We start from the raw sequence: 21,993 nt of genomic DNA, 5'->3' as shown, positions 1-21,993 counted from the left end.
GATCGCGGGAAAGATCAGAAGGTGACGCCAAGGCGGGCGGACAGGGTTTGCCCGTCATCTCCGCCGATGAAGGTGTCGGCCGTGTTGTCGGTGTGCCACTGGATCCCGTTCACCTGGATCCGGGTGAAGCTGTTGAGGTACCAGTTGACACCCAGCGTTGCGGCCCAGCCGTTTGCCGGGTTCAGGATGTCGTCGAAGTCCAGCCGCTCGTACCGCGCGGTCAGCTCGATCGCGCCCGGACCGCCTTCGAAGATCGGTCGCTTGACCAGCGGCTGGCCGAAGCTGCCGAGCCGCGGGTTGTAGGGCGGCAGGTCGCCCGTGACGAAGAACCCTCCCGACATGCTCCATGCCTTGGTCACGAAATCGGGCCGGCCGCCGTCCAGCCGGGCGTTGCGCCGCCCGGCTTCGGCCATCAGCCAGAGCGGGCCGGCATAGCCGCCCAGTTCCGCGCCATAGCCCGTCGTGCCCGTGCCGCCCGTCAGCGCCCCGGTGGACACGCGCAGCGCGCCGTTGAAGCGCCCGCCGATGACCGTGTTGCGGGTCAGCGTGCCCGGGCTGGCCGACGAAAGCGCCTCGTCGAAACCCCACAGGCCAAGGTGCAGGACGCCGCGATCGGTCTTGATCGGGTTCCAGTGGACGCGCCCCAACACCGTCCGGCTGTCGTTTCCGCTCTGATCGCCGTCCACGCGGTCGCCGGTGACGGTCAGGGATGCGTGCCCCGTGCGCCAGAACAGGCGCGGCATGATGCCGATGCCATAGAACCCGCGCTGCGGGATGATCGCCGTGGCGACGGCCGTCCGCTCAAGAAACGGCGTCGAGTCCGAGCCCGTCGATCCTTCGAAGCTGCGGTCGTTGAACAGGTGTCCTGCGCGCACGTCGTAATCGAGGCCCGGCGCAATGCGGTTGCGCCAGCCGATGAAGGCGGTGACGATGTCGACCTCATTCTCGGAAAAGTCGCTCTCGAACTGGTAGAAGAAGTGGGTTCCCACCCCGCCTTCGACGCCCAGACGCAGCGCGCGCATCCCCGTGGTCGTGATGTTGCGGTCCTTGTAGCGGGATCCCAGGGTGGAGCTGACATCCGTCAGGATGCGACCCCGCGGCTTGAACGTGTAGATGCCGTCCGCCGAGTGGAACACGGGCAGCCCTGCCCCCCATTCGGTGGTGACGCCGGCGGCATTGGCCTCGCGCGCGCGCGCCACGTCGCGCTCGGCCGGACTTGGCGGCACCAGTTGCGGTGCAAAGGGCAGCGTCACGACCGGTGGGCGCACCTGCTGCGTGCTGGCAAGCTGTTGCGACGCTTGGGACTGGGGCGGCGCGACCTGGGCCGGCCGGGCTGGTTGTGCCGCAATCACGGTGTCCGTTTTCTGCGTCTCCAGGCGCTCGATCCGGGCACGAAGCTGCGCGATTTCGGCCGCCTGGGCACGGACCAGCTCTGCCAGTTCCTCCTGGCCTGGCGTCTGCGCAAGCGCGGGGGTGGCGGCGATCAGCGCCGCCAGGGCGCAGCCGCTTGGGATCAGTTTCATGGCTTGTTTGCCCCTTCGGCAAGGATGGCGTTCCAGTCGGCGAGGAACCGCTGGCGCTTCACAGGATCGAGATTGACGAAAAGCTGGGGCCCGCCGCGGATCGGTCGGGCCTGTTCGGGGCCGAGCCGCAGGCCGGGAATGTCGCTACGGACCGGCGGCAACCACGCCCGCGCCAGCAGCGACTGGCCGTCACGGGACAGGAGGAAGTCGAGGAACAGCCTGGCCGCTGCGGGATGCCGCGCGCCGCGAGCGACAAAGGCCACCCGTGAGGCGACGATCGTATAGTCTTGCGGGAAAACCACTCCCAGCCGCGGGTCGGCGTGCGCGCGCTCCAATGCGTAGGAACCCACGACATTATAGGCGATCGCCGCGCGCCCGCTCGCGACCGCGTCGATCATCGGGGCCGTGGTTGCGGACAGTTGCGGGCGCGTAGCCGCGATCGCCCGCAACAGCGCGCCCGTATCGCGCGTGGTCGCGTAATCCTGCGTCAGGTACAGATAGCCAAGGTTCGACCGGGCCGGATCGTAGGTCGTCACTCTGCCCGCCAGCGCCGCGCGGCGGGTCGTGAGCAGTTGCTCCAGCGCCTGATGCGTATGCGGAACCTGGTCCGGCGCGATCAGCCGCTTGTTATAGACAAGCGCAACCGGTTCGAGCGTGACGCCATAGCCCATGTCCTTCCACACCGCGCTTGCCGGCATCGCCCGCCTTTCCGGGCTGGCGTAGGATTGAGCGTAGCCGTCGTTGATCAGTTTTGCCTGCAGATCCATCGCGGAGGACCAGACGAGGTCGGCGCTAGGCCGGCCCGCATCCGTCTCGTCGACGAACCGGCGATACACGCTGGCGGACTCCAGAACCCGGTACTGGACTTTCAGGGCGGGATGACGGGCCTGGAACGCGGCGATCAGCGGGGTGACCGCCTTTGCGTCGGCATTGCCGTAAACCTCCACACTGCCCTCGGCCTGCGCCTGGGCCAGCAAGCCATTGCGCGGATCGGCACGAAGCGCGAGATAGGAGCCGCCGGCAACGGCGAGGCATGATATCAGTCCGGCCAGGATCGGTACGCGCACGTTCAAGCTCCTCTCGCCGCCCGCGTCTCCGCACGGGTAGGCTGCGGAGCCGGCTTACGCCGCCAAACTGTCACGAACCTTTCACGGAACGGCCAAATGCGAATCCTGATTGTCGAAGACGACGCGCCCCTGGCCCGCGGGCTGGTCGCGCTGCTTCGCACGGCCGGGCACGCGGTGGACCATGTCGCCGCCGGAGAGGACGCGCTGCTTGTCGCTGCCGGGGAGCCTTATGCGCTCATCATCCTGGACGTCGGCCTGCCCGATCTGGACGGTTTCGAGGTGCTGGCGACGTTGCGGCGCAGGGGGGAGCGGGCGCCGGTGCTGATGCTGACCGCCCGCGACGCGCTGGACGACCGGATCCGGGGGCTCGACCTTGGCGCCGACGACTATCTGCGCAAGCCGTTCGCGCCGGAGGAGCTGGAGGCCCGCATCCGTGCGCTGGGGCGCCGCCGCGGAGGTGACCCGACGCCTGAGTTCGTCCTGGGCAGCCTGACCATCAACCGTTCCACGGGCGAGGCACGAGTCGCCGGCCGCGCGCTTGATCTGCGCCGGCGCGAATGGGCCGTCCTGGACGCCCTCGCCACCCGCGCGGGTCAGATCGTCGCGCGCGAAACGCTGCACAGCGAGGTGTTCGGCTTTGACGAGCCGGTCGGGCAGAACGCGATCGAGGTCAACATCACCCGGCTTCGCGCCAAGCTGGCGCCCGATGGGCCGGAGATCCGTACGGTGCGGGGCGTTGGCTATCTTCTCGATGTCGGCTGAACCGCCCGACCGCACCCTTGCCCTTCGCACGCGGCTCTTCGGCGCGATGCTCGGCCCGTTGCTGGGCGTCGCCATCCTGCTCGGGCTTGCCGGAGCGACGCTGATCACCGACGTGGTCCGGCGATCGGGCGACCGGGTGCTCGGGGGAGCGCTGGGCGCGATTGCGGAAACGGTGCAGGTGGAGCGTGGCCGGGTAACGCTGGACCTTCCCGCCGCCGCATTCGGGATGCTGGACAACAGCGAGCGCGACAGCATCTTCTATCGGATCGCGGTAGGGCCGCACCTTCTGACCGGCTATCGCGACCTGTCGCCGCCCGACCTGGGCGCCATGGAACTGGACGTACCGCGCTTCCGCTACGCGCGGTTCAGGGATCAGGACATCCGGATCGCAGAGGTCCGCCGCGCCCTGCCAGGCGTCTCGGGGCCGGTAGTGATCCAGATCGCCGAGACGCTGGAGTATCGACGCGCGGTCCGGCGCCGGTTGCTGGTGGCGCTCGCGGTCGGGGAACTCGCACTGGTCGGCATGGCGCTGCTGCTGATCCGGCCGGCGCTCGGCTGGAGTCTGCGCCCCCTCGCCCGCCTGCGAATGGCCGTAACCGCGCGGGACACCCGCGCCGCTCCCGATCTGTCGCCGATCAGGGCCGGGCCACTGCCTGCCGAACTCAAGCCCCTGGCCGCTGCCTTCAACAATCTGCTCGCCCGGCTGGACACCGCCACCGCAGGCGTTCGACGTTTCACGGCCGATGCATCGCACCAGATGCGAACGCCCTTGTCGGTGCTGAAGGTGCAGGTCGCGCTGGCACGGCGGGGCGACCGCCACGCCTTGGATGAAATCGCGGAGGCTGCAGACCGGCTTGAACACCTGATGACGCAGCTGCTGGCGCTGGCGCGGGCGGACGAGGCCGGCGCATCGCCGAAACTCGAGAGCATCAATCTGCGCGAGGTCGCGGTCGCGGTCATCAACCGCCGTATCGGTCAGGCGCTCGAGGCCGGCATAGAGGTGACCCTGGAAGCGCCCGATGAGGAGGTCGTTGTGGCCGGGCACCGCACCTTGCTGTTCGAGATCGTCTCCAACCTCCTCGACAACGCCATCCGCTATAATCGACGCGGCGGGCTGGCCGTCGTCACCGTGGAACATGCCGGAAGCAGGGCCGGCATCGCGGTCGCGGATGACGGGCCAGGCCTAAGTGCCGCCGACATCGAGCAGCTGGGACAGCGGTTTCTTCGTCTCTCAAGCAGCCAAGGCAAACAGGGCAGTGGCCTGGGCTTCGCCATCGTACGCTCGGCCGCGCAGCGGATCGGCGCGGATGTGAGCGTAACAAGCACACGGCCTGGTCTTCGCGTGTCCGTCACTCTGCCGACCGGTTGACGAGCGTCGACCACCCCGAGGACGGAGCCGCCGCAAAAAGCGGCGGCCCCACCCCAAAAGACTATGATCCGGCCTGCCCTTGAGCCTGGGACGCAGCCGCGGCGTCGATCTCCGGCCCCAAGGGGTCCTTCTGAGGAACAGCCTTGCCGTCTTCGGAGAAGTCCATGAGCTGGTCGCCGCTGCGGGAATAGCGCGGCCACTGTGGAAGCCCCGCCCCGTTCGGATCGCCGGTCTTCACGAAGTTCAGGATATAGGCGCTGGTCGCCTTGCCGACCTTCACGTCCTGGGTCGTGGTCTTCTCGCCATAGGCAATTCTCGCATTGTCGAAGAAGTAGGGGATCTCGGTCGCATGATCGGCACCCTTCTTCCCCAGGGACTCCGCGGCGTACGAGAAGCGGTAGTGATAGGTCGGAACGCCGTGGCCGGAGACTTCGGCAGCCACCGAACGCGCGCCGGCGACCATGAAGCCGGTTTTGCCGCCGATGTCTGCGCTGGTCGCGCCGATCATCATGGGGACGCGGGAAAAAGCACCGGACTTGTAGGCTGCCGCCGCGTCGACCGCGAGTTTTCCATCCACAAACGGGCTTGCGAACGTGCGCGGGCCGTCGCTCGGCGTGAACAGCGCCTTCATGTTGAGCTTGTCGGTAACCTCCTCCGCCGAAAGGGCGCGAAGCTTCGCCAGAGCTTGCGGGTCATCCGCCCGAATGCCCTTGGCCTCGGCAAAGGCAAGGCTCGCGGCCTCAGCGGCCGCCAATCCGCCCGGCCCCATCCCCTGGCCGTTGCCGCCCGACATGACGATCGCGCGGCTGAACAGCCCTTGTGCCATCGGCGAAGTGACGAGCGTGTTGACCGACATGCCACCGGCGCTTTCGCCGATGATCGTGACCTGCTTGGGATCGCCGCCGAACTTCGCGATGTTCCGTTGAACCCACTTCAGAGCTGCGACCTGGTCCATATAGCCATAGTTGCCAACCAGGCCCTGGTCCTCCTGGGCGCGGACCAGTTGCGGATGCGCGAAGGTTCCGAAGCGGCCGACCCGATAGTTGAAGCTGACGAAGAGGACGCCCTCGCGTGCCAGGTTCGCGCCCGAATATGTCGGCGGCGAGGACCCGCCGTTCACGAACCCACCTCCATAGATCCAGACCATGACCGGCAGCTTCCTGCCGCGAGGAGCGCCCTCGGGCGCCCACACGTTGAGGAACAGGCAGTCTTCGCCGGGCTTGACGCCGAGCGGCGCCGCATCGCTTGGAAACGGCTCCTGCATGCAGTCCGGCCCATAGGAAGAGGCATCCTTGACCCCGGTCCACTTCGAGGCGGGCTGCGGCGCGCGCCAGCGAAGGGCGCCAACCGGCGATGCGGCAAAGGGAATGCCCTTCCAAGACGTGACCCCGTTCTCGGTGGCGCCCCTGACCAGGCCGGTTTCCACAGCGACCTCGGTGGGCGGCGCCGCTGCTGCAGCCATGGCTGCAAGGCACGTCAGTGCCGCTCCGGCGGTCAGCTTCAACTTCATACTCGAACTCCGTCCAGGGTTGGCAGGGGCGAAGATGCTCCGGCCAGGGATTGGCGAGCCGGACCAACGAGCGAATCCGGCGACAGGGTCAAAATGCTTGTGTCACCGCGAAGACTCTTGCGGGAATGCTACCGTCATCGCCTGGCTGTGATCAACGAGGCCTGACCCTTGGCGGGGAGCGGATGGCTGCTCTGCGGGTTTCTTGTTTATCGACGGGGCCTTATGAGAGCCGGACGTTTCAAGTTAGATACAGGGTAAAGCGTGTTCGCAGACGTTTCGCGTGAAGAGCTGGAAGCCGAGGTCCAGCGGCTTCAGGCCAGTGAGGGGCGCCTCAGGACGCTGCTGGAAGAGGTCGACACCGCCTTCGCGATCGTCGAGGTGCGCTTCGACACCGATGACCGGCCGGTGGACTACCGCTTTGTCGAAGCCAACGATGCTTTCGCCCGCCAGTCCGGTGCGGACCTGAAGGGCCGATGGGTCTCGGAATATGCACCCGACCTCGAGCGCTTCTGGTTTGAGACCTACGGGCACGTCGCCAAGACCGGCGAGCCGGCGAATTTCGAGAGCTATGCCAGCAATTTCGAACGCTGGTTCGACGTTCGCGCGATCCGCGTCGGAGATCCGGCCGAGCGGAAGATCGCGATCTTCTTCAACGACAGCACCGCCCGCAAGCGTGCGGAAGAGCAGCTCGTCCAGGTCAACGACACGCTGGAACAGCAGGTGCAGGAGCGAACGGCCGAGCTGAACCGCATCTGGGACACCTCCCCCGATCTCCTTGTCGTGGTCGACTTCCAGGGCGTGTTCCGTCGCGTCAACCCTGCCTGGACGGCGATGCTCGGCTATCGACCCGAGGAGCTTGTCGGACATCACGTCAACGAGTTCGTTGTGATCGACGATCACGCCAGCGCGATCGACGCGTATGAGCTGGCGGCCGAAGGCGGCAGCCCGCGGGTCGTCAATCGCTACCGCCACAAGGACGGGTCCACCCGCTGGATCTCCTGGGTGGCGGCTCCGGCAGGCGGGGCCACCTATGCCTTTGGTCGCGATATCACGGCCGAGAGGGAGCAGGCCGAAGCGCTTGCGCAGGCTGAGGGTGCACTACGCCAGGCACAGAAGATGGAAGCGGTGGGCCAGCTCACGGGCGGCCTTGCCCATGACTTCAACAACCTGCTGACCGGCATGATGGGCAATCTGGAGCTGCTCCAGATGCGCCTCGCCCGCGGACGCCTGGATGAGCTCGACCGCTTCATCAATGCGGCACAAGGCGCTGGCCGGCGCGCCGCGTCCCTCACCCAACGCCTGCTCGCCTTCTCGCGCCGGCAGACGCTGGATCCAAAACCCACGAATGTGAACCGGCTGATCGTCGGCCTTGAAGAGCTGCTCCGCCGAACCGTCGGCGCCACGACCGACATCGAGATCGTACAGGCGGCAGGGCTCTGGACCGCGAACATCGATGCCCCGCAGCTCGAAAACGCGATCATCAACCTGTGCATCAATGGTCGCGACGCGATGCCGGACGGCGGCAAGCTCACGATCGAGACCGCCAACAGGTGGATAGACGAAAGGACCGGCCGCGAACGCGACCTGCCCGCCGGCCAGTACATCTCCATCTGCGTCACCGACACTGGCACCGGCATGTCGCCCGACACGATCACGCACGCGTTCGAGCCCTTTTTCACGACCAAGCCGCTTGGGCACGGCACCGGGCTTGGCCTCTCCATGATCTATGGCTTTGCAAAACAGTCCGGAGGGCAGGTCCGCATCTACTCCGAAGTCGGCCACGGCACGACCGTCTGCGTCTACCTCCCCCGCCATCATGGGGAGGCGGAGAACGTCGAGATCCACAACGCCGCCGTAGTCGCCGGAACCGCGAACGCGCAGACCATCCTCGTCGTGGATGACGAGGCCACGATCCGCCACCTTATCGACGAGGTGCTGGACGACCTCGGCTACACCGTCATCGGTGCAGCGGATGGCGCGGCCGGCATCAAGGTGCTCCAGTCCGGCGCCCGGATCGAGCTGCTCATCACCGATGTGGGGCTGCCCAACGGCATGAACGGAAGACAGGTGGCTGACGAGGCGCGCCGGCTCAGGCCTGGCCTGAAGGTGTTGTTCATCACCGGCTTTGCCGAAAACGCCGCGGTCGGGAACGGCCATCTCGAGCCGGGCATGGAACTGCTGACAAAGCCGTTCACGCTGGAGGCGCTCTCGTCAAAGGTTGCCGACATGCTGAACCGGCCGCCTGCCGCGAGCTGAGCCGTTTCAGCGCCCTCAGCAACCTGCCAATCTTCTGACAAACGCGTTGCGCCGCTCAGCATCGCCGGCCGTTCTGCAACTGCGCCGGCGCCGTCCCGGGATGTGCGATCCTCTGCCATCATCCGGCATCGGGAACGATCTCCACTGAAGGATATGTCGCGGCCCTTGTGGGAACCGAGCGGCGGACAAAGTGTAATGTCTTGTCCTACAATCGTTCTCGGAGTCCCGATGGCACGCCGGCTTACACGCACCATTTCGCTCAGCCAGGAACTCGATCGCTTTGTGGCCGATGAGGTCGCTTCCGGCCATTACGCCACCGCCAGCGAGGTGATCCGCGCGGGCCTGCGCATCCTTGTCGAGCGACAGACAAAAGGGCGCGCCGTGGCAGTGGAAGCTCGCCAGGGATGATTGATCCGACCCTCGCCCAGCAGATCGTCGAAAGCGCGACCGACTTCGCGATCATCACCTTCGACGAGCATGGCAATATCACCAGCTGGAATCCCGGTGCCGAAGCGATCCTGGGCTGGTCGCCCGAGGAGGCGATCGGCCAGCACGGACGGATCATCTTCACCGAGGAAGACCAGGCAGCAGGATCTCCGGAACACGAGCTTGGGCGGGCGCGCAGCGACGGTCGCGCCGTCAACGAACGGTTTCACCTGCGCCAGAATGGCAGCCGCTTCTGGGGCTCCGGCCTCATGATGCCGCTCAAGACGGGCCCCGGTTTCCTGAAGATCGTCCGCGACCGGACGAAAGAGCGGGAGGTCGCGCGCCGCCTGGCCTCCCTCACCGATGCGCTACCCGGCTTCGTGTTCGAAGCGGATGCGGACGGCCATTACGTGCAGACCAACGTCCGCTTCAAAACCTACACGGGGCGGAGCGATCGCGAGCTTCTGGGTGACCGCTGGCTGGAGGCGATCCACCCCAAGCACCGGGATCGTGCCCGCGATGCCTGGGCGGAGGCGATCCGAACGGGCAACCCGTTCGATGAGACGTTCATGGTTGCCGACGGAGACGGGGAATATCGATGCTTCGCGTGCCGCGGCATCCCCGAGCAGGACCATCAGGGACGTGTCCTGCGCTGGATCGGCACCTGCATCGATGTCGAGAACGAGGCCAAGGCCAGGGCGATGCTGGAGGACCTCAACCTCTCGCTCGAGCATACCGTGACCGACCAGGTCGCAGCGCTGGAGGAGTCACAGCGGAGCCTTGTTGCCGAGGTGGCCGAGCGGGAGCGGGTCGAGGAAGCGCTGCGTCAGAGCCAGAAGATGGAGGCCATCGGTCAGCTGACTGGCGGTGTCGCGCACGATTTCAACAATCTACTGACGGTGATTCTCGGCAGCATCGACCTGTTGGCGCGCCCGGACCTCGCCGAGCAGAAGCGCCAGCGCTACCTCGCCTCGATCAAGGAAACCGCGGAACGCGCCGCCAAGCTTACCAACCAGCTCCTGGCCTTCGCCAGGCGGCAGCCGCTCAAGGCCGAGCACTTCGACGTTGTCGAGCGTCTCCGTCAGGGAATGGAAGTCCTGAAGACGGTGTCCGGCTCACGGGTCGAAATCGACCTCCAGGTCAGGTGCGAGCCCTGCGTCGTCCATGCCGATCCCAACCAGTTCGAGACGGCCATCCTCAACATGACCGTCAATGCACGCGATGCGATGGAGGGCGAAGGTCGGCTGACCCTTCTCGTTGAGGAGCGAGAAGGCATACCCGCGACCCGTGGTCATGCGGCGGTCGAAGGCCGTTTCATCGCAGTCGCCGTGAGCGATACCGGCAGCGGGATCAGCGCGGAGGATCTGCCGAGGGTTTTCGAGCCGTTCTTCACCACCAAGGACGTCGGCAAGGGCACAGGGCTCGGCCTCAGCCAGGTGTTCGGTTTCGCCAAGCAGTCCGGCGGGGACATCGTGATCGAGAGCGGCGCCGACGAAGGTGCGACCTTCACCCTCTACCTGCTGCGTGCCGACGAGCGCGAGACGCATGGGGACTCGGATCTCACTCCCCCGACAGCTACCGCGCCTCCTTCGGGCGGCGGATGCGTGCTGCTGGTCGAGGACAATCAGCTCGTTGGCGAGTTCGCCGCCCATCTCATCGGCGACCTGGGCTATGGCAACATGTGGGTGCCGAGCGGCCAGGAGGCTCTGGCAATGATCGAAGCCGAACCGAAGAAGTTCGACATCGTCTTCACCGACGTGGTCATGCCGGGGATTTCAGGCATCGAGCTTGCCGAGACGCTCCGCAGCCGGTTCCCCGAGCTGCCGGTCGTGCTGACGAGCGGGTACAGCCATGTCCTCGCCGCCGAGGGCTCGCACGGCTTCGACTTGCTGCAGAAACCCTATACCGCCGAAGGGCTTGCCCGCGTGCTGCGCAGCGCGATGTCGAAATAATCGAGTGATGAACGACGTGATGGATCTGGAACGCCGGCGTTTGGCGGCACTGGCACGCTACGACGTGATGGACACGCCCCGCGAGGCCGCTTTCGACGAGGTGGCGGCACTGGCCGCCAAGCTGTGCGAGGCGCCGATTGCGGTGGTGAACCTGATCGGCGGGGGCCGGCAGTTCTTCAAAGCGGAGGTCGGCTTGGGCGTGCGAGAGACGCCATTGGAAAGCTCCTTCTGCGCGAAGGCGCTCCTGGAGCAGGACTTCCTGCTTGTCCCCGACGCCACCCAGGATCCCCGCTTCAACTGCAATCCGCTGGTGGTCGGCGAACCGCACCTGCGCTTCTACGCCGGCGCGTTGCTCAAGACCGAGGAAGGCCTGCCGATCGGCACGCTTTGCGTGCTGGATCATCGCCCCAGGCAACTCACCGAGCTGCAGCAGGAAACGCTGCGCGTGCTGGCGCGGCAGGTCATGGCGCAACTGGAGCTGCGGCGTACGCTGGAGGAGCGGAGCCGCCAGCTCGAGGCGGCAGAAGCCGGCGAGCAGCGTCTCCGCCAGATCCAGGCAGCGTTGGCGGACAGTGAAGCGCGCTTCCGCAACATGGCCGACAACACGCCAGTGATGATGTGGGTCACCGACCCGCAAGGGCAGTGCACCTACCTCAACCGCGTCTGGTACGAGTTCACCGGCCAGAGCGAGGCAGAGGCACTAGGTCACGGTTGGCTCGACGCGACGCATCCGGAGGACAGGCCCGCGGCCGAGCAGGCGTTCATCGAGGCCGATGCCACCCGCAAGCCGTTGCGGTTGGAGTATCGCTTGCGCCGGGCGGACGGCACCTACCGCTGGGCGATCGACGCGGCGACACCGCGCTTCGGCGACGACGGCGAGTATTTGGGCTATGTCGGGTCCGTCATCGACATCGATGAGCGCCGGGAAGCGGAGGACGCGCTGCGCAGCGCCAAGAACCTGCTGGAAGCGGTGATGGAGGCGGTGCCCGGTGTCGTGTACGCCAAGGACCGCGAAGGACGGATCGTCGCCGCAAATCGCGGCACGGTCGAACTGGTCGGCAAGCCGCTGTCCGAGATCATCGGTCGCACCGATCGCGAGTTCCTCGACGACCCCGCACAGGGCGAGGCGGTGATGGCCAACGACGCGCGCGTCATGGCCGAGAATCGGACCGAGGCGCTGGAGGAAGAGGTCACCTACCCGGACGGCCGCCGGGCGATCTGGCTGTCTACCAAGGCACCCTTCCGAGATGCAGAAGGCGCGGTCATCGGTCTGGTCGGGTCTTCGCTCGACATTACGGAGCGCAAGAAGGCTGAGGATCAGCTACGCGCGCTCAACGCGGACCTTGAGCGCGAGGTGGTCGAGCGCTCGCGTGAGCGGGGCCTTATCTGGCAGCTCAGCCTCGACCTGCTGTCCGTCATTGATCTGGAATCGGCCAGTTTTGACGCCGTGAACCCGGCCTGGGCCGTCGCGCTGGGTTGGCCTGTCGATGAAATCGAGGGCCGTCCCTACGCGGACTTCGCCCATCCAGACGATATCAGAGCGAGCGCCGAGGCGTTCGAGCGCGTGCGTGCGGGCAGTCCCGTCATGCAGTTCGAGAACCGCTACCGTGCCAGGAACGGCGAGTGGCGATGGCTGTCCTGGGTGGCGGTGCCCGAAGCGGGCAAGCTCTATTCCGTCACCCGCGACGTGACGGAGGAGAAGGCGCGCCAGGCCGAACTGGAGGCGGCGCAGGAACAACTCCGGCAGGCCCAGAAAATGGAGGCGGTCGGCCAGCTCACGGGCGGCATCGCGCACGACTTCAACAACCTGCTCACCGGCGTGATCGGCTCACTCGACATGATGCAGCGCCAGTTCGCCAAGGGCGACATGAGCAAGATGGAGCGGTACACGACGACGGCGATCACGTCGGCGAACCGCGCAGCCGCCCTGACGCATCGCCTCCTCGCCTTCTCGCGCCGGCAGCCGCTCGATCCCAAGCCCGTCAGTGCCAACCGGCTCGTCACCGGCATGGAGGAACTGCTGCGCCGGACGATCGGAGAAGCCGTCCGGCTCGAGATCGTCACCGCCGGCGGGCTGTGGCAGACGCTGTGCGACCCGCACCAGCTCGAAAGCGCGATCCTCAACCTCGCGATCAACGCGCGGGACGCGATGCCCGAGGGCGGCACCCTCACCATCGAGACCTGCAACGCGCATCTCGACGATGCCTATGCGGCACGCCAGCGCGAGGTGAAGCCCGGCCAGTATGTCTGCATCTGCGTAACGGACACGGGCGTCGGCATGACCGCCGACACGATCAGCAAGGCGTTCGAGCCGTTCTTCACCACCAAGCCGATCGGTCAGGGGACCGGCCTGGGCTTGTCGATGATCTACGGCTTCGCGCGCCAGTCCGAAGGCTATGCCAAGATCTACTCGGAGGTTGGCAAGGGCACGACCTTCAAGCTCTACCTCCCCCGCCACTATGGCGAAGGAGAGGAGGAGGAAAGCACAACCGGGGAACTGGGTGACGAACTGCGCGCCGAGCGCGGCGAAGTGGTGCTCGTCGTCGAGGACGAAACGGCTGTCCGCGCGCTCGTAGTCGATGTGCTGGAGGAGCTTGGCTACCGAGCCATCGAAGCCGTGGATGGTCCTTCAGGACTGATGCTCCTTCAGTCGAAGCGGCGGATCGACCTGCTCATCACCGATATCGGCCTGCCGGGGCTGAACGGGCGCCAGCTTGCCGATGCGGCGCGCGAACGACGCCCTGACCTCAAGATCCTGTTCATGACCGGCTACGCAGAAAACGCGACGATCGCGAACGGCTTCCTGGATCCCGGCATGTCGATGATGACCAAGCCCTTCGCCATCGACGCGCTGGCAACCCGCATCCGAAGCATCATCGAGGCAAGCTAATCCGGGTGCCGATCGTGCCCATACTTGCGCGAAGGACCATGCGTGAGGGAGGACGGGGCCGCAGCGGTTGAGGGCCAGCGGGCGCACCGCCGGACGATGATCATGCGGCTCCCAGCCGGTACAGCCCGATAGCGGCTGCCCGTGACAGCCGCTGCATCTCACCGAGCCTGCGCTCAGCCGCCGAACTGCAGCCTTGGACAAGCTCCGCAAAGCAAAGCTGATCGACCGCCATCCGCGTCGCCTGTCTGGCGACGTCCCGGTCCGTTCATGTCCGCCGAGATGTTCATCAAACGGCCGAAAACTGTTTTGAGGAGATGGCAATGCTGGCGATCGCCCGCGACGTCCGCGTATAAGCACGGGTGACGTTGCGCCAGACCAGCACCCGGTCGTTTGCGCGGGCGGACGGGGATTCCATGGCAGCACAGACCCGTGATGGCGTCGACCGCCGACATCTCGCCGCAAGCATTGTGCCCGTTGTTATCGTCGCGCTGGCTGGATTGGCGATACGGACGCCGTTGGCGACTGCCTATCCGTTTGCATCGCTGTTACTATTCCTGTGGGTAGTCGCGGACACGCTGATGTTGTCCCTGATCGCTCGATCGGCCGGAAAGCCGGCGTGGAGCGCGGTCTTGGGCGTGCTAGCGGGCGCCAGCTTCACCGTCTGGCTGGGTTCACCATCGGCGATGCGGGGCGTGCTGTTCGAGACGCCGATCCTGGCGCTCGCGATGGCGGCTGTCGTTCTAGGCCATGTCGCCTGGGCCACGGCCCGAGCGCGCCGGGCGGTGGGCAGAGGGGGCGTCGACCGGAAAGAGCGGTGGGTGTCGGCCGCATCGGAGATCTTTCCGCCAGCGCTGGTCCGCCTGGCGGTGGCGGAGATGACGGTGATCCACATGGCGCTGTTCCGCTGGGGCGGACCGGCGGACGTGCCAGCAAACGCCCGCGCCTTTGCCTATCACAAGCACCTGACGCCGATGTGCGCGACGCTGCTGATCCTGTCGGCAATCGAAATCGCCGTCTACCATCTGCTCGTCGGACACTGGAGCCGCAGGGCCGCGCTGGTCATGTTCGTCCTGAGCGATGTAGGGTTCGTGTACCTGGTCGGCCTCATCAAGTCGTTTCGATACAGGCCGGTGCTGTTGACGCCCGAGGGCGTGCGCGTGCGGGCCGGCTTCCTGATCGACCAGTTCGTGCCGCTCGACGCGATCGTTGCCATCGAGGGCAGCTTGACCGGCGAGGCGGCACGCGATCCCGAGACCCTCAACGCGGCGCTTCTTGCCTGGCCCAACATCATGCTGCGATTGGATCGCCCTCTGCGGCGTCGCTCACTTCTGAAAAAGCGAGGTTCGTTCGCCCGCATTGCATTCCGCTTGGACGATCCGGAGCCATTCATCCGGCTCCTCACCTGGCGGTTAGGTCACCGCTCCAGCTAAGCAACTCTCCCGCTTGGGGACGACGACCGACACGGTCATGGGCTTTCACATCGGGATGGTGAAACGGGGTCGCGGGATTGGGCGGTGCTGGCGTCCCAAGCGGCCTAAGTCGTGAACTCATAAACTGAAGACGTGAGCTTTCGTCAGGCACCCCAGTGCCGTATGGCGATGGCGGTCCCAAGGATGATGAACATCGCCCAGGATGCAGCAAAGCCCCAGAATGTGACCGGGGCGGTGGCTCGCCCGGTGTCTAAAGCTTTGTAGTCGAACGGCATTTCGCCGGTAGCAAAGCCAGCCGCCAGCGCGCCAGCTGCTATCACGGCTAGGGCTATCCCGCTGATTGCCAGCTCGTTCATCCGTGGATGCTATCAACCCCTGCCGCGTTCGCAAGTAGAGCCCGCCGCTTGGCATCTTCCCTCGCAGGCCTGCTTCTGATTCAGCGTCGGCATGAGCCGATATGACCTGACCGACTTCGAGTGGCGCGTGATCGAGCCGCTGCTGCCCAATAAGCCTAGAGGCGTGCCGCGCGTCGATGAGCGCCGTGTGCTGAACGGCATCTTTTGGGTGTTGCGATCCGGTGCGCCGTGGCGCGACCTGCCCGAGCGCTATGGTCCGCGTACCACCCTGCTACAACCGCTTCGTGCGATGGCGCGACGCGGGGGGTGTGGGACAGCCTGATGGACGCCATCACCGCCGCGCACGACGGCGAGATACAGATGATCGACAGTACCTCCGTTCGCGCCCACCAGCAGGCCGCGACGTCAAAAAGGGGGGTGCAGATCACTGTCTCGGTCGATCACGCGGCGGGCTCACGACCAAGATCCACGTCGTCGTTGATGCGCAAGGCCTCCCGATCCGGCTCGGCTTGACCGCAGGGCAGACCGCGGACACGCTGCTCAGCCACCTTGGTCCGCGCACCATCGTGCTGGCCGACAAGGCCTACGAAGCCGACCGCATCCGTGAGCTGATCCAGGACCAGGGCGCAACGCCCAACATCCCGCCGAAAAGCAACCGCAAATGGAAACCATGCTTCAGCAAGCGCCTCTACCGCGAACCCAACCTGATCGAGCGGTTCTTCTCCAAGCTCAAGCACTTCCGCCGCGTCGCCACCCGCTACGACAACCTCGCCGCCAACTTCCTCGCCATGATCCAGCTCGCCTCAATGCGGCTGTGGCTCCGAGCTTATGAGTCTACGGCCTAATTGGACTCGCTTCGCAAAAGAGGTCAGGCTTTCATCCAACCCTTCGACCGCACCCGTCCCTCGTAGATATGGCGCTTCTTGCCAGCGAAGTGCGGGGTTGGTCTCAGGACTAGCTGCATCAGGTCGCCTAGGCCCATGGGGGCTGCCACTTCGCAGTCGTCTTTGCCAACGCGGCGAACGGCTACGGCGGTCGCCGTTTCTGGCCAGTATCGCATCGCCTCGGTCACCGAGGAATACGGCTCATCGGCATTCCGGCCGTGCATCCTCGCCTGGTTCTTCACGGACCATGGGATTGCCGGCTCTACGACGTGCAGCACCGCTTCGAGTTTCCGGTCCTTCGCCGCATCAACGCAGAACGGATCGTGCCAAATTACATCTACATCGCCCGTTGGTGCGGAGGGGGGCCGGCCATGAAGGTGGTCCCATATGGCGTTCCTGACGAAGCCAGCGCCGATCCACCCATCGGGCAGGTCCAATGCACTGACTACGCCCAGAAGATGCCAGCGGAGCGGATCGGCTCGCATTACGGCTATGACCTTCGAAGCAGCATCCATACGACGATGTTACCGTCGTCGCTGGTCGCACGGAACGTCGGAATTAGCGTCTTAGCCTGGAATGCAGCGCTCCCGATCGGGAACCCGTGCCCGGACGATCGCCCTGCCGTTCGCGCGTACAGGCATTCGGAGCGTTTCCTGCCGGTCGGCCATCCGGCGGGACTCCACCCGAATAGGTCGAGGCACGAGACGGCGCCCTGGTCGGACTCGCCGAGTTCCAGGGGCAGCATCTTTGACGCCCTCCGCTGCGTCACCGCATGACTGACACAGGCGGTGGCGGTCAGTCGGCGGTATGGTCCTCGGCGCGTTGCTGAGCGACCGCGTCATTCCAGAGCCGATCATGCTCTTCCCGCTTTTGCCGCCGCATCTCCAGTCGCGAGTTGCGTTGGCGGCGTACCTTCACCTGTTGCACAACAACAAGCGCCGCGGCGAGCGTCGTTCCGATAGATGCCACCTGCACCAGCATTTGACCACCCTCCTGACCCTTCAAGAAGTTCCTGCCACATCCACCGATGTTCCTTACGTATTTCTACGTGAATGTTGCAGAGTCACTACAAGCTGACAGGGCATTATAGGAGCCTCGTCCCAAAACGACACAGCGTGGGAAGGTAGGAATGAGGTTGGGCGGCCGGCAGAATGGCCGCTCGCTGAAGGTGTGCGGAGTGGAAGTTCGAGCAGCGGGCTAGCCGGCAAGCGGCCTCCGGAGAGGGCGGAGCCTCGTTACGCAACAGGCTGGCCATAGTGCCGCGCGTGTGATCTTGCGAGCCATCTTGGCCGGCATTCAAGCGTGCCAGCGGCGCATCGCCTATGACGAGGTCTGAAGTGGCGAACGGTGACCGCCCGCAACCAGACAAAAAAATGGCGGCTTATCGCCGCCATTCTTCTTATTCTTTGGGCAGCGTTTAGTTGCTGTCGCTATCGTCGTCGTTGTCATCAGCAACGACCACAATCCCCGCAACCACAACCGCGGCCGCGATGCCGCCGATGAGCAGCGCGCTGCCGCCAGCGAGGCCGGCGAGATTGCTGGACTTCTTCGCCGAAGTGGACGCCTTGACGGCCGAGCCGTTGCCGGCAGACGCCTTCGCGACCGACAGCATCGAAGCCGGGTGGGCGACGACAGGAGCCGCCATGAAGGACGACACTGCAGCGGCAACAAGCAGCTTGCTCAAACGCATGAATAAGGCTCCCTTAAAACTAGTGCCGGCGAATAGCAGTTGAGCCCGCTCGCTACAAGAAGATCTTGACACACCATTGTGTCGAACGCGTCACGCTTGTTGCTTGGAGCACCCCCCCTCGCGGCGTTCTGCCTCAACTCCGATAGCGTGCTTCCATAAGGTCGAGCTCGCGGACCAGCTTGGCTGCGGTGGCGCTGCCCAGGCTGCGCTCACGAACGCTTCGGAAGATCGCGGTGCGCTCCGCCTTCAGGCCGGCCAGTCGGAGCTCGCGCTCGATGCCCTGTTCGCGGCGGGCGGCTTCGGCTGCCTCTCCCTCCTGGCTGCGCGCCTCGATGCGGTCGCGATAGAGGTCCATGATGCGGGCGCCGGCCGAAGCATAGACGTCGGCGTCGCTGCGGCCTTCCGCCAACGCATGCTGAACTCGCTCGATCTCGCAGATGGCCGCCTCTGCTGCGGCCACGCGTGCAGCATCCTCCTCCGCCTCGACCGAGTGGTTGCCCGGCATCTTGAGCCCGCGCAGCAACAGCGGCAGACCGATGCTGGCGATCACCAGCGACGTGACGATCACGCCCGCGGCCAGGAAGATGGCGAGATCGCGCGCAGGAAAGGGCGCGCCGTCGGCGGCAACCAGCGGCAGGGTGAGCACACCCGCAAGGGTGATCGCGCCCCGCACTCCGGCAAAGGACATGGCGGCAACCAGCCGCCACTCCGGGCTCTGCCCGGTTTCGCCGTGCCGGCGGCGGCGCAGCAGCGTCAGGCGAAGCGAGACCCACACCCAGATGAAGCGCAGCGCCGCGAGGCCGAGCGTGATCGCAAGCACATAGACGCCCAGCCACCAGATCTCCTGGTGCCCCGCCTGCGCTACGGTGTCGCGCGCACCGTGCAGGATGCCGGGCAACTGCTCGCCCAGGAGGACGAAGATGATGCCGTTGGCGGCGAACTGGATCGTGTCCCACACCGAGTTGCGCCGCATGCGCGTGGCGGGCAATGCCTGCCGGGAAATCTCGGCGAAACTCATCGTAACGCCGGCCGCCACCGCGGCCAGAATGCCCGAGCAGTGGAAATGCTCGGCAAGCAAATACGAAGCGAACGGGATCAGCAGGCTGACCAGGATCTGCGAGCCGACCTCCTCCCCGAAACGCCTGGAGACGCGATACTTGGTCCAGGTCACAGCCATGGTGACGGCAACACCGATCGCGAGGCCGCCGAACGCCACCCAGAGGAAGTTGAGCGCAGCGCTGGAGGCGGAGAAGGTGCCGGTGAGCGCAGCCGCGATGGCGAAGCGCAGGCACACCAGGCCCGACGCGTCGTTCAGAAGCGACTCCCCTTCCAGGATGTGCATCATCCGCCTGGGGATGGGAACGCGCGCGGCAATGGCGGAGACGGCAATCGGATCCGTGGGCGAAACCACGGCTGCCAGGGCAAAGGCGACTGCCAGCGGCATCTCCGGGATCATCCAGTGGATGAACAAGCCCATGCCGAGCACGGTCGTGACCACCAGGCCAAGCGCCAGCTCCACCACCGTGGAGATGTCCTTGAACAGCTCGTCCTTGGGGATGCGCCAGCCATCCAGGAACAGCAGCGGCGGCAGGAACAGGAAGAAAAACAGCTCCGGTTCCAGGTCGACGCGCCAGTCGGCGGCGAGGCCGATCGCCGCACCCAGCCCGATCTGCACCAGCGGGGCCGGCACGGAAAAAGGCACCATGCGCGAAATGGCACCGCTGACCACCACTGCCAGCAGCAGCACAAGAACGATCGTTACTGACTCCAACAGCCACTCCAATGCGTGCGGGAAGGCCCGGGCGCACCCGCGCACCCGGCTCCTTGCCCTACCCTAGCGGCGCGATGTCGCCCGATGCAAATTCGGGAGCCGTGCGCATCAACGCGACGCTACGCGCACGCCCTTTGCCAGCGTCACTTCGTTGGAGCCGAGCAGCACGACAGGATCGACGGCCAGCTGCGGCACGGGGGACTGCTGGCCGGACTTCCAGGCGGCAAGCTCGACACGGTACAGATCGTACCGGCGGTAGAAGTCGATGAAGGGCTGGTCGAGCTGCGGCAACGCGCCGGTTGCGAAGCTCTCGAACGCACCTGCCGGAAGGGCCGCGGCGCTGGCGATCATCGGCACCGCGCGGGCGCAGAACTCCGCCTGCACCGGCGGTTGCGCGAAGAAATTGTACAGTCGGGTCATGGTGTCGTCGAAGCGGTCTTCCCAGTCGCCACCCCCTGCCTTGTACTCGGCCGAAAGCGTCTTGTGCGCCGCGGCCAGGCTCTTGGCCTGCGTCTTGATGAGCGCGTTGTAGTTGGCGACGACCGTCGGGTCGGACACGTTGCACTGGAGAGCCGCCACGTTGAGCGCGCTGCGCAGGTGCCAGGCCGCGCCGGCAGACGACAGCGCGCGATTGGGCGTGGGATAGCTCCCGTCCGGCAATGCGGCGGGCGTGCGCAGCCCGGCGGCGCTGCCGGTCGGCGGGGTCGGCATGGGCGCCGGAGTTGGCGTGGCCACCGGGGTCGGCGGCGGTGGCGGCGCTGGCTCCGGCTTGCGGGCGCAGCCTGCGATCGCAAGCGCACCGGCGGCGACCATAAGTTTCAGCTTGTGGGATCGATACATGATACGCTTCCATTCCCCTGAACCGGCCTATGGCTTCGCACCGCAAGGTAACCGCGAAGTTAACGATGCGGCAGGCCGCATCCGTGCCGGACAGGCCGGCGATCGCGCAGGCGTGCTTGACAGGCCGCAGCCGGCCACGGATGCTGCCGGGGACCATCCTAACCGGCGGCAGGAGAGGACGCTGCAGGCCTGTGGCGCCGCTGCGGCCGCACGCCCCTCCCCCGCGACAAAAGGGCTTTATCCGTGATCGCTTTGGTTCTCTCCAACGACCTCTCCACCACGCCATCCGGCGTACCCGGCGCGGAGGCGCTGTGATGGCCGTGCAGCGCAGCGAACCGGTCAGCATCGTCCAGCTGGGCGCCCCGCTCGGCGAAGGCCCCGTATGGGTGGAGCGCGACGCCGCGCTCTGGTTCGTCGACATCAAGAGCCACCGTATCTACCGGCTCGATCCGGCGACCAACACCACGCGCGACTGGCAGGCGCCGGGTCAGTGCGGCTTTGTCCTCCCATGCGCGGACGGCGGCTTTGTCGCGGGGCTGCAGACCGGCCTCGCGCGCTTCGACCCCGTCACCGGCACCTTCCAGCCGCTGGTCGATCCTGAGCCGCAGCTTCCGGGCAACCGCCTCAACGACGGCACGGTCGACCCGCACGGCCGGCTGTGGTTCGGGACCATGGACGACAGCGAGGCTGCGGAAAGCGGCACCATCTACCGCCTGGGTGCGGACGGTCGCTGCGTCGCCTCCACGCCGCATTGCGCGATCACAAACGGCCCGGCGTTCAGCCCCGACGGCCGCACGATCTATCACGTCGACACGGCCATGGGCTTAATCTACGCCTGCACCGTCGGGGACGACGGCACGCTGACCGACGCGCGGCTGTTCGCAACGATCCCCAATGCCGAAGGGCATCCGGACGGACCGACGGTGGACGCCGAAGGCTGCGTCTGGGTCGGCCTCTACAATGGCTGGGGTGTCCGCCGCTATTCGCCGGCGGGCGAGTTGCTGGAGGAGATCCGCTTCCCGGTGAGCGCGATTACCAAGGTCGCGTTCGGCGGCCCGGAGCACAAAACGCTCTACGCGACCACCGCCTCCAAGCATCTGTCCGACGCCGAGCGCGCCGAGCAGCCGCACGCAGGCGACCTGTTCGCGTTCGAGGTGGACGTGCCGGGCCTTCCGGGCGTCGAGATCCGCCACGGGATCTGATGCCAAAGCGGCGGGCTGTCGGCACGAACGGCAGCCCGTCGAAGGCAGGTGGGGTGCGTTTCGCG

20 protein-coding genes are annotated in these 21,993 nt (G+C 66.1%); 10 read left to right on the top strand and 10 right to left on the bottom strand.

Annotated elements, in window-relative coordinates; all coding sequences use genetic code 11:
- Positions 1–14: 14 nt before the first annotated feature.
- Both LK533_RS03155 and LK533_RS03150 read right to left on the bottom strand, forming a co-directional pair.
- A complete protein-coding gene (locus LK533_RS03155; RefSeq protein WP_229361307.1) occupies positions 15–1,523 on the bottom strand; it encodes a porin in 1,509 nt (502 codons plus the stop codon).
- Complete coding sequence (locus tag LK533_RS03150) at positions 1,520–2,590, bottom strand: ABC transporter substrate-binding protein (RefSeq protein ID WP_229361306.1); 1,071 nt, start codon at positions 2,588–2,590, stop codon at positions 1,520–1,522. The genes LK533_RS03155 and LK533_RS03150 overlap by 4 nt, the downstream gene beginning before the upstream one ends.
- Before the next feature lie 96 nt (positions 2,591–2,686).
- On the opposite strand from LK533_RS03150, the gene LK533_RS03145 reads away from it, so the two are divergent.
- Both LK533_RS03145 and LK533_RS03140 read left to right on the top strand, forming a co-directional pair.
- Entirely contained in the window at positions 2,687–3,352 is a 666-nt protein-coding gene (locus LK533_RS03145) for a response regulator transcription factor (protein ID WP_229361305.1), read from the top strand.
- The gene (locus LK533_RS03140; protein ID WP_229361304.1) at positions 3,342–4,721 is read left to right on the top strand and encodes a sensor histidine kinase; all 1,380 of its coding nucleotides are present in this window, start codon (positions 3,342–3,344) and stop codon (positions 4,719–4,721) included. The genes LK533_RS03145 and LK533_RS03140 overlap by 11 nt, the downstream gene beginning before the upstream one ends.
- A gap of 61 nt (positions 4,722–4,782) precedes the next feature.
- Here the strand turns inward: LK533_RS03140 and LK533_RS03135 are convergent, their stop codons facing one another.
- A complete protein-coding gene (locus tag LK533_RS03135) occupies positions 4,783–6,231 on the bottom strand; it encodes a carboxylesterase/lipase family protein (protein WP_229361303.1) in 1,449 nt (482 codons plus the stop codon).
- A gap of 261 nt (positions 6,232–6,492) precedes the next feature.
- Here LK533_RS03135 and LK533_RS03130 point away from each other — a divergent pair, with 261 nt between their 5' ends.
- The 4 genes from LK533_RS03130 to LK533_RS03115 all read left to right on the top strand — a co-directional run bounded on the left by LK533_RS03130 (position 6,493) and on the right by LK533_RS03115 (position 13,755).
- Entirely contained in the window at positions 6,493–8,487 is a 1,995-nt protein-coding gene (locus tag LK533_RS03130; protein ID WP_229361302.1) for a hybrid sensor histidine kinase/response regulator, read from the top strand.
- A gap of 228 nt (positions 8,488–8,715) precedes the next feature.
- A complete protein-coding gene (locus LK533_RS03125; RefSeq protein WP_229361301.1) occupies positions 8,716–8,895 on the top strand; it encodes a type II toxin-antitoxin system ParD family antitoxin in 180 nt (59 codons plus the stop codon).
- A complete protein-coding gene (locus LK533_RS03120; protein WP_229361300.1) occupies positions 8,892–10,865 on the top strand; it encodes a hybrid sensor histidine kinase/response regulator in 1,974 nt (657 codons plus the stop codon). The genes LK533_RS03125 and LK533_RS03120 overlap by 4 nt, the downstream gene beginning before the upstream one ends.
- A gap of 7 nt (positions 10,866–10,872) precedes the next feature.
- Positions 10,873–13,755 (top strand): PAS domain S-box protein, encoded by a 2,883-nt coding sequence (locus LK533_RS03115; protein WP_229361299.1) that lies wholly within the window; start codon positions 10,873–10,875, stop codon positions 13,753–13,755.
- A gap of 286 nt (positions 13,756–14,041) precedes the next feature.
- On the opposite strand, the gene LK533_RS17755 is transcribed toward LK533_RS03115, so the two are convergent.
- Positions 14,042–14,170: a hypothetical protein gene (locus LK533_RS17755; RefSeq protein ID WP_267495035.1), complete on the bottom strand. Its 129-nt coding sequence runs from the start codon at positions 14,168–14,170 to the stop codon at positions 14,042–14,044.
- On the opposite strand from LK533_RS17755, the gene LK533_RS03110 reads away from it, so the two are divergent.
- Positions 14,169–15,185: a hypothetical protein gene (locus tag LK533_RS03110; protein WP_229361298.1), complete on the top strand. Its 1,017-nt coding sequence runs from the start codon at positions 14,169–14,171 to the stop codon at positions 15,183–15,185. The two genes, LK533_RS17755 and LK533_RS03110, sit on opposite strands and share 2 nt — an antisense overlap.
- 143 nt (positions 15,186–15,328) lie before the next feature.
- Here the strand turns inward: LK533_RS03110 and LK533_RS03105 are convergent, their stop codons facing one another.
- Positions 15,329–15,541 (bottom strand): hypothetical protein, encoded by a 213-nt coding sequence (locus LK533_RS03105; protein ID WP_229361297.1) that lies wholly within the window; start codon positions 15,539–15,541, stop codon positions 15,329–15,331.
- Between the two features lie 91 nt (positions 15,542–15,632).
- On the opposite strand from LK533_RS03105, the gene LK533_RS03100 reads away from it, so the two are divergent.
- Both LK533_RS03100 and LK533_RS03095 read left to right on the top strand, forming a co-directional pair.
- Positions 15,633–15,863, top strand: coding sequence for a transposase (locus LK533_RS03100; protein WP_229361296.1), 231 nt, complete (start codon positions 15,633–15,635; stop codon positions 15,861–15,863).
- Complete coding sequence (locus tag LK533_RS03095; RefSeq protein WP_229361295.1) at positions 15,793–16,386, top strand: IS5 family transposase; 594 nt, start codon at positions 15,793–15,795, stop codon at positions 16,384–16,386. The genes LK533_RS03100 and LK533_RS03095 overlap by 71 nt, the downstream gene beginning before the upstream one ends.
- 23 nt (positions 16,387–16,409) lie before the next feature.
- Here LK533_RS03095 and LK533_RS03090 read toward each other — a convergent pair whose 3' ends face one another.
- The 5 genes from LK533_RS03090 to LK533_RS03070 form a co-directional block, all read right to left on the bottom strand.
- Positions 16,410–16,940: a nucleotidyltransferase family protein gene (locus tag LK533_RS03090; protein ID WP_229361294.1), complete on the bottom strand. Its 531-nt coding sequence runs from the start codon at positions 16,938–16,940 to the stop codon at positions 16,410–16,412.
- Positions 16,941–17,220: 280 nt separating this feature from the next.
- The gene (locus LK533_RS03085) at positions 17,221–17,406 is read right to left on the bottom strand and encodes a hypothetical protein (RefSeq protein WP_229361293.1); all 186 of its coding nucleotides are present in this window, start codon (positions 17,404–17,406) and stop codon (positions 17,221–17,223) included.
- A 436-nt stretch (positions 17,407–17,842) separates the two neighbouring features.
- A complete protein-coding gene (locus LK533_RS03080) occupies positions 17,843–18,115 on the bottom strand; it encodes a hypothetical protein (protein WP_229361292.1) in 273 nt (90 codons plus the stop codon).
- 133 nt (positions 18,116–18,248) lie between these two features.
- Positions 18,249–19,886, bottom strand: a complete 1,638-nt coding sequence (locus tag LK533_RS03075; RefSeq protein ID WP_229361291.1) for a Na+/H+ antiporter — start codon at positions 19,884–19,886, stop codon at positions 18,249–18,251.
- 108 nt (positions 19,887–19,994) lie between these two features.
- Positions 19,995–20,726: a hypothetical protein gene (locus tag LK533_RS03070; protein WP_229361290.1), complete on the bottom strand. Its 732-nt coding sequence runs from the start codon at positions 20,724–20,726 to the stop codon at positions 19,995–19,997.
- Between the two features lie 314 nt (positions 20,727–21,040).
- Here LK533_RS03070 and LK533_RS03065 point away from each other — a divergent pair, with 314 nt between their 5' ends.
- Positions 21,041–21,928, top strand: a complete 888-nt coding sequence (locus LK533_RS03065; protein ID WP_229361289.1) for an SMP-30/gluconolactonase/LRE family protein — start codon at positions 21,041–21,043, stop codon at positions 21,926–21,928.
- The last annotated feature ends 65 nt before the right edge of the window (positions 21,929–21,993 follow it).

Source organism: Sphingomonas sp. PL-96 (genome assembly GCF_020707215.1).
Lineage (GTDB): Bacteria > Pseudomonadota > Alphaproteobacteria > Sphingomonadales > Sphingomonadaceae > Sphingomonas.
Note: the sequence above shows the minus strand (reverse complement) of the source record. Positions and strands in the feature narration are given on the sequence as shown.